Raw genomic sequence first — 13,002 nt, 5'->3', positions numbered from 1 at the left:
GATTTCGCAATCGTAAAGGTAGGATTAGAGCAAGCAAAGCAAAGCAATCGCGCTGGCGTTGACGAGGCAAGCCGCGACATAAACCTGTAAGGCGCGTTTGATATCTTTGGACAGGACACGGGCCCGACCATCACCGATCCACGGATCATTAGCTTGACCTTCGCGATATTTGCGCGGTCCGGCCAGCGCAATATCCAAGGCCCCGGCCATTGCGCCTTCGGGCCACCCGGCGTTGGGGGAACGATGTTTGCGCGCATCGTGAAACATGGTTTTCAGACCTTTGAACGGGCTGGAGGTCGGTAAAAAGAAAGAGCCAAAGAAAATCCAGAAGCCGGCCAGACGTGCGGGAATAAGATTGAGGACATCGTCCAGCCGTGCAGCGCAAAACCCAAAGGATTTGTGGCGATCTGTTTTATGACCGATCATGGAATCCATTGTGTTGACAGCCTTGTAGACCAACAGACCGGGAAATCCGAACAGAACGTACCAGAAAACGGGGGCGACAACGCCATCGCCGAAATTTTCCGCCAGCGATTCAATGGCGGCACGCGCAACCCCGTGTTGATCCAGTTGGTCTGGGTCGCGCCCGACAATATGGCTGACAGCTTCGCGCCCCCCTGAAATCCCGTCTTCATTCAGGGCAATGGCGACCCGGCGCACATGGATAAACAGGCTGCGTTGCGCGATAAGGGCAATGGTCAGGAACAATTCAAGGATCCAGCCGAAGGGATAGTTTTGCCCAAACCATGTGACACCGAGACCAACGGTGAAACAAAGCGAAACCATGAACATAACAACGATAGCACCCCGGATGGTGCGATTGACTTCGGATCGACTTTCCCGGTTTAATTTTTGATCAAGAAAGGCGATCAATTCCCCGATCCAGACCACGGGATGTTTAATGATCGTAAACAACCGATTCATATCCCCGACATAGGCATCCAAAGCCAAGGCACAGAGCAGTAACCATAGGGGATTATAACTGTCGTAGGGGACAAGGGAGGAAATCGCGAACATGGTGTTATTTTTCGTGCAGATCGGTCTTGAGTTGATCGAGATCGAATTCGCTATATATATTTATACCGTTTTCTTTCAATAGCTTGGCTGTAATGCCCAATCCTTTGATCTTATTGGATGTGAAGGTTCCATCATAAATCAGATTGACGCCACACGAGGGACTGCGTTCTTTAAGCAAGGCATGCCGGATGTTGTGTTTTTTTGCCAAATTAAGCGCAATTGATGCACCTTGATGAAAGGCATCGGTAAAATCTTCACCATCCTGACTGATAACTTGCCCTGTTTCCAGGTCTCGTTCGCAGGGTTTACGCGGGACAGGTAAACCCCCGGCAACTTCTGGACAAAGAACAATAAAACGATCTTCTTTTTTCCATTGTGCCATGATCGGATCATCAATCAGGGTGTCACCCCCGTCATAACGGACTTTTTCGCCAAACAGGCAGGCGCTGATCAGTATCTTTTCCATAATTGCCTTATCTAGGTCCGTTTGCTCAAAGACCGTTTTTTCAGGTTCATTTTGTCATGGGCGGCGGCCCGTTTTTTGAGGGTGCGCATGTTTTTACGACGACCTTCTTCCGCGATCAAGGCTTCAACATGGCGCCCTTGGAATAATTCGATTCCATTGTTGCGCCCGAATTCGACGGCTTCTTCACTGTCACATCGGCTGAGGATAATCTGTTTGGCCCCTGTCAACATGATCTGTCGAATGACCTGATCGGTTAAATCATGCCCGCCGTGAATAATGTCGGATGACCAGATTAACTTGATCATATCTGCGCCCAGACGTTCGCGGTCGATAAAGGGCAAGGTCTTGTAATTCACCCCGTCAATGCAGATACGATAGCCACGTTCTTTGACATATTCGCGGGCAAAGAGGTAGGCGTTTAAATCACTGAAAATATCAAGATGTTGCAGTTCCAGAACGATATTACCGCGCATGGCAGCAATGACATTTTCATCGAAACGCATAAATTCGGTAGACAGCAGGGTTGCTACGTTCAAATTGATGCTGATATCGCCCGTGATATCGCGGTCTTCGGTTTTACTGAGCAGGGAAAGAACGCGCCGGTCCAATGTTTCAGTCAAATGCTGGAACAACCAAGGCGAGGATGTCAGATTGACACCGGGCAGGAGAGTTTCACGCAAATCACTGATTGAAATGAATAATTCGCTAAAACGTGCTGTGGGGACCATTTGCGGCCCTTCGACACTACAGACATATTGGCGACGCACCATATTGGTCAAATCAGCGGCTTTCAAGGCCTCGATCACACGATCAAGGATGCGTGGTGTCATACGTTCGCCGGCTTCTTGTTTGGCAAGAAGGGCGGTTTTGACATCGACGCTGCCGCCCATTGCGGCGCGGGCGCTTTTATCTTTTTCCACGAGATCGCGGGCCATTGCGACAATATCTTCATAGTCGGCTTCAACATCGTACCAGCTGTTAAAATCCTTGCCGTGCGGTCCGTTTTCTTCCAATAAAGGATCATCGCCAAACAGGAATTTGACTTTTTCAATGGCCTGTTCAACCTGTCCCATGGCTTCGGTTTTAAAAACAAAGATAATATCTGCGTTTTTGAAGACGAAGATTTGTCCGAGCAGATCTTTCACCATCCCTTCAAAGGCATCGGCGGCAACGCGAATATGATGTTCGCGCCGGTTGAAGGGGCGCAGCTTGGACAGGTGGAAATGCACCATTTCCCGGCCTTGACGGTGGTGTTCAAGGCGGCGGATATAATCGTAGAACAGGTTTTCCTGATTTTGGGTTTGCATGATCTACGCCCCCCTCATGGCCGAAGCCGTTTTTTGGGTCATGGCTTCCACCAGTCGATCAACGAAGAAGCCTTGAAAGCGTTGCACACCCAATTGTAAACCGAATTTGACGGCATCTTCACTATCGACCAACGAGATAATAACGTTGGAAGCGCCGATGCTCTGGATCAATTCGCGCATTTCCCCGCGCCCTTCCTGTGTGGCGGAGGCACCGAGCCGGTCGCCCCAGGCAATTTTATAAAAATCGGCCTTCAGTTTAGAAGGATCGAAATAATCCAGAACCAAGGGCTGTAGACTGTCAATCAGGACCTTATAGCCACGGGTTTGCAGCATATCGCGCACTTGTTCATAGGCAAAGATATCGCTGAAAACATCAACGGGTTGGAACTCGATAATAAAACGATGAGCATCTTCGCCGACAAAATGGTCAAACAGTTGAAAATCTTTGGTATGGATGGTTTGGATATTCAGGTTCAGGCTGATATTTTTCGGTAAATCATCCATTGTCTGACTGCGCAGCATATGCAGGACACGTTGATCCAAAATCGTGGTGAGATATTGAAACAACCATCGGTCCGCCAGCAGGTCCACATCCGGGGCAACAATTTTGCGTAAATCGGCGATGGAAACATAATATTCACGAAACAAAAGCTGGCCTTGTCCGTTTGTCCCCACCTGCACCGCGCTTTGGTGACGCATTAACGGGCGGGCATCCAGTTTGCGAAAGGTTCGGGCCAATTGATCCAGATTTTTCGGTGTGAGTTTTTCGTCATCCATAGAGGCGACGTTTTTATCCAGAGATTGGCGTTTGGCAGACAGAATGCTGGAAACAACGGCTTCCTTGAAATATTCAAAATCCTCTTCCAGATCATACCATGTACAAAAAGCCTCCTCCCCGCTGATATCGCGCCGCTCAATTAAGGGATCGGCGCGAAACATATTGCGGATAGAGGATAAGGCCCGGTCAATCTCTTCGACACGGCTGTTCTGACAGGTCAGGATAATGTCAAAGTTGGCCAAAGCGAACAGGTCTGACATATGAGTAATCGTTATAGGATCGAAACAACGCTCGGCAATGCGAATATAATCGGGTTTTCGGTTGGTGCGCTGTAATTGGGACAAATGAAGATGAACCGCGCACAGACCAACGGGTTTTTTTTCAAGAATCTGCATATTTTCCAGCAGTTTATTTTCCGGGCTGTTGGTTTCTGCCCGGATTGCCCGCATCAACTGTGCATCGCTTAAATTTTCTGCCATTTTCTTTCGTCTGTCCCAGCGTAGAAACTCAATTTATCCTTGAAGCTTTAAATGTATCATAGAGATAAAAGACTTCATAAAAAATTAAAATGCTCTATGTTTTTTGACGCTGGATATGTTACATGGTTCGGCAGTCTTTAAAGGGGAGATTCAGCTCGTGCATATGCGTAAACGGATTTTAGTAACTGGCGGGGCAGGCTTTCTGGGTTCGCATCTGTGTGAACGTTTATTGAAAGAAGGCCATGACGTTATTTGCGCCGATAACTTTTTTACCGGCAGCAAAGATAACATCCGTCATTTGCTGGATAACCCTTATTTCGAATTGATGCGCCACGATATTACCTTTCCGCTTTATGTGGAAGTGGATGAAATTTACAATTTGGCGTGTCCGGCGTCCCCGATCCATTATCAGCATGATCCGGTGCAGACGACCAAAACCAGTGTGCATGGCGCGATTAATGTTCTGGGATTGGCCAAACGTGTCGGGGCCAAGGTTTTTCAGGCTTCCACCAGCGAAGTGTACGGCGATCCTGAAATTCATCCCCAACCGGAAGAATATCGTGGCAATGTCAACCTCATCGGTCCGCGTGCCTGTTATGATGAAGGCAAGCGATGTGCCGAAACGTTATTTTTCGATTATCACCGTCAACACGGGGTCAACATTCGGGTAGCCCGTATTTTCAATACCTACGGTCCGCGCATGCATCCCAATGACGGGCGGGTTGTGTCTAACTTTATCATGCAGGCGTTGCGTAATGAACCGATCACCATTTACGGAGATGGATCACAGACACGCTCTTTCTGTTATTGCGAGGATTTGATCGACGGGTTTGTACGTTTGATGGCGGCACCGGATGACATTACCGGACCGATCAATTTGGGCAATCCCGGCGAATTTACAATCCGGGAACTGGCGGAAAAAGTCATTGAAATGATCGGGTCAACCTCAACCTTGACCTTTGAAGACTTGCCGGTAGATGATCCGATGCAGCGCAAACCCATTATTGATAAGGCGCAAAATCATCTAGGCTGGAATCCGACCATTGCCTTGGAAGACGGATTGAAAAAAACCATCACATATTTTGAAAAAATGCTCTGATCTCCTGTTGTTGACAGACGGGTATCTCTGACCCAAACTGGATGTATGTTTGAGCATCATCTCATATATGGGGCGGCTTGGCTGATTTTTGGGCTTGTCCATTCTCTTTTGGCCCGTGAATTTGTGAAATCGCGGCTGAAACCTCTGTTCGGGGCCTTTTATCGTTTGGCCTATAATATATTTGCGACTTTGCAAATTGCGGCTGTTTATGTTGTGGGCTTATGGCTTTATGAACATGAAGTCGCCTTTGTGCGCGCAGATTGGTGGGTTGTGGGACAGGGCGCTGTTTATATCATCGGCTGGGTGCTGATGATTTTGGCGTTGCGCGAATATGATCTGGGCACTTTGAGTGGCCTGACCCAAATTCGTGATCATTTTAAGGGGATTTTGGCTCATGATGACGAACCCTTGCATTTCAAAGGGTTCCACTGTTGGGTGCGCCATCCGCTTTACAGCGCAGGCTTGCTTATCCTCTGGGGGCGGGTCACGGGGCCATTTGATTTGATGACAGCCATTTTTGGCACGTTATATTTATGGGTCGGTGCGCGATTTGAAGAACGCCATCTAATAAGACTGTACGGCGATCATTATGCGACTTATAAATCCCGTGTACCTGCGTTCATTCCCGTAAAAGGGAAAGTGATTTTGAAAGAACCCAAACCATGACCGATTTTGATACCACACAACATTTTGATGATCAAAAGGCAGAGGCCTACGACCGGGTTATTCGCCAAGTCGTGCCCGGTTATGACGTTTTACATGAAATGATCAAGGTTCTTTTAAAACGTTACGTATTAGGAACAAATTCAAGCTTGCTGTCTGTGGGTTGCGGAACCGGGGTTGAATTGATGACGTTGGGGCAGGAATTCCCCAATTGGTCCATCACCGGGGTTGAACCGGCACAGGCAATGGCGGCGGTTGCGCAAGCGAATTTGGAAATTCAACAGCTTTCTGATCGTTGTGAAATCATCAATGGCTATGTGGAGGATCTGAATAGTGAGGTTCGCTTTGATGCGGCAACACTGATTCTGGTCATGCATTTTGTGCCCGATGATGGATCAAAAGAGGCCTTATTGCGCTCCATCGCGGCGCGGCTTAATCCCGGTGCCCCGTTAATTTTGGCAGATTTGCATGCAGAGGTCGAAGGCGTGCGCTTTAAGCGTTTTCTGGATGTATGGCGCGACTGGCAACTGCACCAAGGCATGCCGGAACATATTGTGGACCGTGGGTTCGAACATGTTGTGCGTGATATCCAATTTATCGGGGAAGACAGGATTATGGAATTGCTTCATGCGGCGGGCTTTAAGACGGTTGAACCTTTTTACGGCGCGTTCCTGTTTGGGGGCTGGATTGCCTGGAAAGAATAACAGCAGGTTATTTTCATTTTGTTTTATAGACAGGAACAGGTAAGTCGGGGTTATATTTTTGATATATCCTGTCAATAAACCCTTCTTGATACAGCGTATTGAGCTCTTGTTGTAAGCGCGTTGTAATTAAATTACTCAGATGCAAGTTACAGGCAATCCCGCCGGCAATGGCGGTGAGGGTGAATATTTTCTTTATGTCATGGCCTGTTTTATCGGCAAGGGCCTGACCGGCCATTTCACCGGTCACCCATAAATCAATGCGCCCGCCCTGAAGTTTGCGCACATTCAATTTATCATCACGTACGGTTTCAACCGGGATATTGCGGGTAACCAGATAATCAACGGCGGCATCCCCCAAGTATCCGCCAATCCGATATTCGGATAAATCGCTGAGTTGCATAATTTTGATTGTGCTGGTCGGGCGCGCAAATAAGACGATGGGATTTTCCGTTAGCGGCGTAATCCATTTAAACAGATTTTCACGTTCTGTTGTCCGCCCTGTTGTAAAAAGACAGGTGTTTTTCTGAGATAAAGTTAATTCGTAGGCTCTCTTCCACGGGGTGAGCTTCAGTCGATAGGCAAAACCCGTTCGTTTCATAATTTCCTGAACAATTTCTGTGGAAATACCGCTTACTTTACCGTTTGGTCCAGTAAAATTATAAGGGGGATATTGTTCTGTGAAGAAAAGCAAGTCTTCGCTCCAGCCTGTCTTGATGACAGTCACAGACAAAGAACAGCCAATAATGATTAAAATAAAAATATGACGCAACAGGATCCCCATTTTCAAGAACCATATGTTTAACCCTATGGCATATGGGGATTTTGACATTGATATACAAATAAAAACCCCGCCCGTGAGATGGGTGGGGTTTTTTACTTAGGGGTCCTAAGGCTTAATCTGTTAAATCTTCAAAGAAATCTTTGACCTTACTGAAGAAGCCTTGGCTTTCCGGGCTGTGGTTTTCTACATTGCCACCGCCGGCGGCTTCAAATTGTTTCAGGATTTCTTTTTGTTCTTTTGTCAGTTTCACCGGTGTTTCCACGGCGACTTCGACGAACATATCCCCGCGTGATTCGGTGCGCATGACGCTCATGCCTTTGCCGCGCAAACGGAATTGATTACCGCTTTGGGTGCCTTCGGGCACTTTGATCCGGGCGCGTCCCCCGTCAACGGTCGGGACTTCGATTTCACCACCAAGGGCGGCTTTTGTCATCGGGATCGGCACGCGGCAGAAAATATTGGCGCCTTCGCGCTGGAAAATCCGATGCGGTGCGATGCTCAGGAAAATATAGAGATCACCACTGGGCGCACCGCGCAATCCAGCTTCACCCTCGCCGGACAGACGAATACGTGTCCCATCTTCCACACCAGCCGGGACGCTGACGGACAAAGTCTTCGATTTGCGTTCACGTCCGGTTCCCCCGCAGTTATCGCAAGGATCAGAAATGACGGAACCCGCGCCATGACAGGTCGGACAGGTGCGCTCAATCGTGAAAAAGCCTTGTTGCGCGCGTACTTTACCACGGCCGTGGCAGCTGGGGCACATGCTCGGTGGTTTACCGCCTTTGGAACCGGAACCGTCGCAGGATCCGCAATGAACGGATGTCGGAACTTCAATCTGGGCTTTTTTACCGTTGAAGGCATCTTCCAGACTGATTTCCATATTATAGCGCAGGTCTGAACCGCGCCCTGATGACTGGCCGCGTCCACCGCCCATCATATCGCCGAACATTTCTTCAAAAATGTCGCCAAAACCGGAGAACCCGCCACCGCCGAAACCGCCATGTCCGCCGCCCGGACCGCCTTGTTCAAACGCCGCATGACCATAACGGTCATAAGCTGCCCGTTTTTCGGCATCTTTTAAGACTTCGTAGGCCTCGTTGATTTCTTTGAATTTGGATTCTGCATCCGTATTATCCGGGTTGCGGTCAGGGTGATATTGCATGGCAAGCTTACGGAACGCGCTTTTCAGGGCTTTATCGTCTACATCGCGGCTGACGCCAAGCGTTTCGTAGTAATCTTGTTTTGCCATTTTTTGTCCTCTTTAAAGACAAATATGTCCCCGTTTGCGGCGGGGACTATTTGAAACAAGGCCCCCTGCTTTCGCAAGGGGCACACTTTTACAGGTTACTTGTCTTTTTTGTCCGGGTCGACTTCTTCGAAATCGGCATCGACAACACCGTCATCAGCCGGTGCGTCTTCTTGTGGTGAAGCTTCAGCGCCAGCGGATTCTTGCTGGGCTTTATACATGGCTTCACCCAATTTCATAGAAGCGTTCATCAAAGCATCTGTTTTTGCCTTGATATCTTCCGGGTCGAGATTGTCGCCTTCCAAGGCGGACTTGAGCTCGTTAACCGCTTTTTCAATTTCGCCTTTTTCATCTGCACCCAAGGCATCCCCATGTTCGGTGAGGTTTTTCTCAGTTGTGTGGATCAGGCTTTCCGCTTGGTTACGGGCTTCGGCTACTTCTTTACGTTTTTTGTCTTCTTCGGCATGTGCTTCTGCATCTTTAACCATTTGGTCGATTTCGCTATCGTCCAGACCGCCGGATGCTTTGATCGAGATTTGTTGTTCTTTGCCGGTGGCTTTGTCTTTGGCAGACACATTCACCAAACCGTTGGCATCAATATCGAAGGTAACTTCGATTTGCGGAACACCACGCGGTGCCGGCGGAACACCAACCAGATCAAATTGACCCAGCAGTTTGTTGTCTGCCGCCATTTCACGTTCGCCCTGGAAGACGCGGATGGTTACAGCAGACTGGTTGTCTTCGGCTGTGGAGAAGACCTGAGATTTACGTGTCGGAATTGTAGTGTTGCGATCGATCAAACGGGTGAAGACACCACCCAATGTTTCGATCCCCAAAGACAACGGTGTTACGTCAAGAAGCAGAACGTCTTTCACGTCACCTTTCAACACGCCACCCTGAATGGCAGCACCCATGGCCACCACTTCGTCCGGGTTTACACCTTTGCTCGGCTCAACACCGAAGATTTCTTTAACTTTTGCAACGACTTTGGGCATACGGGTCATACCGCCGACCAAAATAACATCGTCGATTTCAGAGGCTTTCAGACCGGCATCTTTCAACGCAGCTTGGCAAGGCTTAACTGTACGTTCGATCAGGTCGGAAACCAGACTTTCCAGTTTTGCACGGCTCAGCTTGATGTTCAGGTGTTTCGGACCGGACTGATCAGCGGTGATAAACGGCAGGTTGACTTCTGTTTCCATAGAGGAAGACAGTTCAATCTTTGCCTTTTCACCCGCTTCTTTCAGGCGTTGCAGGGCCATACGGTCCGAACGCAGGTCAATGCCTTGTTCTTTTTTGAATTCGTCAGCGAGATAATCAATAATCGCCATGTCGAAATCTTCACCGCCGAGGAAGGTATCGCCATTGGTGGATTTTACTTCGAAAACACCATCGCCGATTTCAAGGATGGACACGTCAAATGTACCACCGCCCAAATCGTAAACAACGATGGTGCCGGTTTCTTTTTTGTCCATACCGTAAGCCAGTGCAGCGGCTGTCGGCTCGTTGATGATACGCAGCACATCAAGGCCCGCGATTTTACCGGCATCTTTTGTTGCCTGACGCTGGGAATCGTTGAAGTAGGCCGGAACTGTGATAACGGCTTGTGTGATGGTTTCACCGGCAAAGCTTTCTGCGGTCTCTTTCATCTTTTGCAGGATGAAGGCAGAAATTTGTGACGGGCTGTATTTTTCGTTGTTGGCTTCTACCCACGCATCGCCATTGTCTGCTTTGACGATTTTGTAGGGAACCAGACCTTGATCTTTTTTGGTCAGCGGGTCGTCGAAACGGCGACCGATCAGGCGCTTGATGGCAAATAGTGTGTTTTCCGGGTTGGTGACGGCTTGTCGCTTGGCCGGTTGGCCGGACAGGCGTTCACCTGAATCTGTGAAAGCAACCATAGACGGGGTTGTGCGTGTTCCCTCGGAATTTTCGATAACACGTGCATCACCGCCATCCATGATGGCGACACAGGAGTTGGTTGTACCGAGGTCAATACCGATGACTTTGCTCATTTTACTCTCTCTTTGTTGCGGCGAGTTCCCTGTCGTCCGCCCTTCTCAAACAAGGCACAGACATTCAGAACTCCCTGAGGGTCAAAAACTGGGCGTTATATAAGACGATTGTCGCCTTCATGCAAGCGCTTCGGCGTAAACATTTACATCAAGAGTTAAGATTTTTCGGTTTTTTAACCGGATTAATCGATTTTCTCGCAAACGCGGTTGCGTCCCTGCGTTTTTGCATCATAAAGGGCGATATCGGCCCGTTTGAGCAAATCGTCCGGATTTTGGTCTTTTTCCAACAGGCCGGTCAGGCCGAAACTGGCTGTGAACCCATCAATTTTACCTTGTCCGGTATCAAAGGCAAAATCCTCGGTGTTTTGGCGGATCCGTTGGGCAATTTGCCAAGCGCCGATCAAATCTGTTTCGGGCAGCAGAATGGCAAACTCTTCACCGCCGATTCGGCCCAAAACATCGGAATTGCGCAAGCTGTCGCGGCAAAGTTTGGTCATGGATCGGATGGCTTCATCACCCGTGGCATGACCATAGGTATCGTTAATATGTTTAAAGTGATCCACATCCAGCATAATCAACGATAAATTATGACCATATCGTTTGGCGCGGTCCATTTCCTTTTCACAGAGTTCAAGAAAATGGCGGCGATTGTTGGCGCCTGTCAAGACATCGGTTGATGCCATTTTGCGCAGTTCGCGTTCCATTCGTTGCTGTTCCGTAACATCAGTGGAGATACCAATGAGAGCATGGGCATTGCCGACATCATTGATTAACGGGGCTTTGATGGAGAGGAAATAGCAACTTTTGCCGGTGCGATAATGGCGTGATTTTTCAATACTGGTACAGTTTTCCCGGTAATTGAAGACCTGTGTATCACTTTGATGGAAACGTTCGGCGACACTTTCGCCAAAGATCTCGGCATCTGTTTTTCCGACAATTTCATCAAATGTTTTGCCCAGATACTCACACATATCAGCATTTACGTAGGTATAGGTATAACTTGTATCCTTGATGTAAACATGGGCTTTCATGTTGTCGAGGATGGTTGTCAGCTGACGCTCATTGGCCTGAAGTTTTTGTTCCAGTCGTTTTTGCTCGGTGACATCAGTCGAAATACCTAAAATCGAATGAACGTCCCCTTCAGCAGTCAGTAAGGGCACCTTGACAGACCAATAATAACTTTTTGTGCGGGTTTGGGTATCGACGGATGTTTCCATACGGGAAATTTTCTGCTTGGTTTTAAGCGCCTCCTGATCTGTGGTGCGAAAACCAACAGCGGTTTCCGGTTCAAAAAGATCGAAATCATTTTTACCGGTTATGCTGGTGCGATCCATATTCAGGATTTGGCAGAGTTCCTCATTGGCATAGGTGTAGCGCAGATCGGTGTCTTTGATGTAAACCCGCGCTTTCATATTATCCAGAATACTGTTGAGCTTTTCCTGACTGGCCCACAAGGCTTTTTCAAGTCGTTGCTGTTCCGAAATATCAATGGACATGCCAAGGAGTTCATCGACTTCGCCCTGTTCATTTTCCATAGGGCATTTGACGGATAAATAACAGCGTTCAATCCCATATTCGTCCCTACCGCCATCTTCAAGCGCCCGAACCGTTTTGTGTTGTTCAAAAACGGTTCGGTCATTTTTTTCAAAAGATTCTGCGGCCTGAAAAGGAAAGAGATCATAATCCGTTTTACCCAGGACTTCGTCGCTTTTTAAGGCATGCAGGGCAGCAAGCATATGGTTAACGTAGGTATATTCCCCTTTGCGGTTTTTGGAAAATACGTAAGCGGGAATATGATCCAGAATGCTTTGCAGTTTTTTCTCATTATTGATCTGGCGAAAGGATTCTTCTTTTTGCGCGGTAACGTCCATCTGTACCCATATGAAATTATCGCCATTTTGGGTGATGTTTGTATGAAACCAGAAGGACGTTCCATTTGGGGCACGATATTCAAGCTCGTTCTGCCAGACCGTTGAGTCAGCAAGGGTGTTTTGAATATCGGTTAAATCGGCACCGGGATAGATGAAGCGGACGTTTTTGCCCAGAAGCATGTCATCTGTCAGTCCAACCGTTTGGCAAAAGGCGGGGTTCACAAAATTTATATGACCCTTTTGATCACACATGAAAATCACCGCACCCGCATTCTCAAGAATTGCGGGGACAGATCCAGTCGTTAATCCCGTTTTATGCTTACCAGACACGCTTCTTTTCATCCATGACAGAGAAAATATACTTTTTTAAATCATCCACTGCTTACCAGAGAAATGCAAGCTTCGCGCAAAAAGGGAGACAAAAAAATTAACGTATTGATCTGGAATAAGGATTGCTGGCAATGGATATACCAGCGCACAATGATATAAAGACCGGAAAATACCAGAACCTGATATTTCAAAATGATATCGAAACAATTTTGCGTGTCGGCAAATGTTGCGGGGATAATTCAT

10 protein-coding genes and 1 pseudogene are annotated in these 13,002 nt (G+C 48.0%); 3 read left to right on the top strand and 8 right to left on the bottom strand.

From position 1 onward, the window contains the following. Positions 1–24: 24 nt before the first annotated feature. From cbiB to IEW74_RS05360, 4 genes are read right to left on the bottom strand one after another with little or no spacing between them, the layout of a single operon-like run. Complete coding sequence (gene cbiB / locus IEW74_RS05375) at positions 25–1,017, bottom strand: adenosylcobinamide-phosphate synthase CbiB (RefSeq protein WP_188662482.1); 993 nt, start codon at positions 1,015–1,017, stop codon at positions 25–27. A gap of 4 nt (positions 1,018–1,021) precedes the next feature. After that, positions 1,022–1,483 (bottom strand): 2-thiouracil desulfurase family protein, encoded by a 462-nt coding sequence (locus IEW74_RS05370; protein ID WP_188662480.1) that lies wholly within the window; start codon positions 1,481–1,483, stop codon positions 1,022–1,024. Between the two features lie 11 nt (positions 1,484–1,494). Next, complete coding sequence (locus IEW74_RS05365) at positions 1,495–2,790, bottom strand: EAL domain-containing protein (protein WP_188662478.1); 1,296 nt, start codon at positions 2,788–2,790, stop codon at positions 1,495–1,497. Positions 2,791–2,793: 3 nt separating this feature from the next. Beyond that, positions 2,794–4,047, bottom strand: coding sequence for an EAL domain-containing protein (locus tag IEW74_RS05360; protein WP_188662476.1), 1,254 nt, complete (start codon positions 4,045–4,047; stop codon positions 2,794–2,796). A gap of 163 nt (positions 4,048–4,210) precedes the next feature. Here IEW74_RS05360 and IEW74_RS05355 point away from each other — a divergent pair, with 163 nt between their 5' ends. From IEW74_RS05355 to IEW74_RS05345, 3 genes are read left to right on the top strand one after another with little or no spacing between them, the layout of a single operon-like run. Next, positions 4,211–5,146, top strand: a complete 936-nt coding sequence (locus tag IEW74_RS05355; protein ID WP_229734251.1) for a UDP-glucuronic acid decarboxylase family protein — start codon at positions 4,211–4,213, stop codon at positions 5,144–5,146. 45 nt (positions 5,147–5,191) lie between these two features. After that, positions 5,192–5,812, top strand: coding sequence for a methyltransferase family protein (locus IEW74_RS05350; protein WP_188662472.1), 621 nt, complete (start codon positions 5,192–5,194; stop codon positions 5,810–5,812). Next, a complete protein-coding gene (locus IEW74_RS05345; protein ID WP_188662470.1) occupies positions 5,809–6,513 on the top strand; it encodes a methyltransferase domain-containing protein in 705 nt (234 codons plus the stop codon). The genes IEW74_RS05350 and IEW74_RS05345 overlap by 4 nt, the downstream gene beginning before the upstream one ends. 13 nt (positions 6,514–6,526) lie before the next feature. Here the strand turns inward: IEW74_RS05345 and IEW74_RS05340 are convergent, their stop codons facing one another. The 4 genes and pseudogenes from IEW74_RS05340 to IEW74_RS05325 form a co-directional block, all read right to left on the bottom strand. Further along, positions 6,527–7,294 (bottom strand): substrate-binding periplasmic protein, encoded by a 768-nt coding sequence (locus IEW74_RS05340; protein WP_188662468.1) that lies wholly within the window; start codon positions 7,292–7,294, stop codon positions 6,527–6,529. Between the two features lie 112 nt (positions 7,295–7,406). Further along, complete coding sequence (gene dnaJ, locus IEW74_RS05335; RefSeq protein ID WP_188662466.1) at positions 7,407–8,546, bottom strand: molecular chaperone DnaJ; 1,140 nt, start codon at positions 8,544–8,546, stop codon at positions 7,407–7,409. 95 nt (positions 8,547–8,641) lie between these two features. Then, positions 8,642–10,573: pseudogene (dnaK, locus tag IEW74_RS05330) on the bottom strand (molecular chaperone DnaK); the annotation flags it as partial. A 167-nt stretch (positions 10,574–10,740) separates the two neighbouring features. Continuing rightward, positions 10,741–12,771 (bottom strand): sensor domain-containing diguanylate cyclase, encoded by a 2,031-nt coding sequence (locus IEW74_RS05325; RefSeq protein WP_268233801.1) that lies wholly within the window; start codon positions 12,769–12,771, stop codon positions 10,741–10,743. Positions 12,772–13,002 lie beyond the last annotated feature (231 nt).

The sequence above is a fragment of the Terasakiella brassicae genome, assembly GCF_014641495.1.
GTDB lineage: Bacteria > Pseudomonadota > Alphaproteobacteria > Rhodospirillales > Terasakiellaceae > Terasakiella > Terasakiella brassicae.
The sequence above is the reverse complement of the archived record's forward strand: the minus strand, read 5'-3'. Positions and strand labels throughout refer to the sequence as shown.

Excerpts from the sequence above, each read along its gene's own strand:
- cbiB (WP_188662482.1), bottom strand. The coding sequence starts at position 1,017 with ATGTTCGCGATTTCCTCCCTTGTCCCCTACGACAGTTATAATCCCCTA.
- IEW74_RS05370 (WP_188662480.1), bottom strand. The coding sequence starts at position 1,483 with ATGGAAAAGATACTGATCAGCGCCTGCCTGTTTGGCGAAAAAGTCCGT.
- IEW74_RS05365 (WP_188662478.1), bottom strand. The coding sequence starts at position 2,790 with ATGCAAACCCAAAATCAGGAAAACCTGTTCTACGATTATATCCGCCGC.
- IEW74_RS05360 (WP_188662476.1), bottom strand. The coding sequence starts at position 4,047 with ATGGCAGAAAATTTAAGCGATGCACAGTTGATGCGGGCAATCCGGGCA.
- IEW74_RS05355 (WP_229734251.1), top strand. The coding sequence starts at position 4,211 with ATGCGTAAACGGATTTTAGTAACTGGCGGGGCAGGCTTTCTGGGTTCG.
- IEW74_RS05350 (WP_188662472.1), top strand. The coding sequence starts at position 5,192 with ATGTTTGAGCATCATCTCATATATGGGGCGGCTTGGCTGATTTTTGGG.
- IEW74_RS05345 (WP_188662470.1), top strand. The coding sequence starts at position 5,809 with ATGACCGATTTTGATACCACACAACATTTTGATGATCAAAAGGCAGAG.
- IEW74_RS05340 (WP_188662468.1), bottom strand. The coding sequence starts at position 7,294 with ATGGGGATCCTGTTGCGTCATATTTTTATTTTAATCATTATTGGCTGT.
- dnaJ (WP_188662466.1), bottom strand. The coding sequence starts at position 8,546 with ATGGCAAAACAAGATTACTACGAAACGCTTGGCGTCAGCCGCGATGTA.
- IEW74_RS05325 (WP_268233801.1), bottom strand. The coding sequence starts at position 12,771 with ATGAAAAGAAGCGTGTCTGGTAAGCATAAAACGGGATTAACGACTGGA.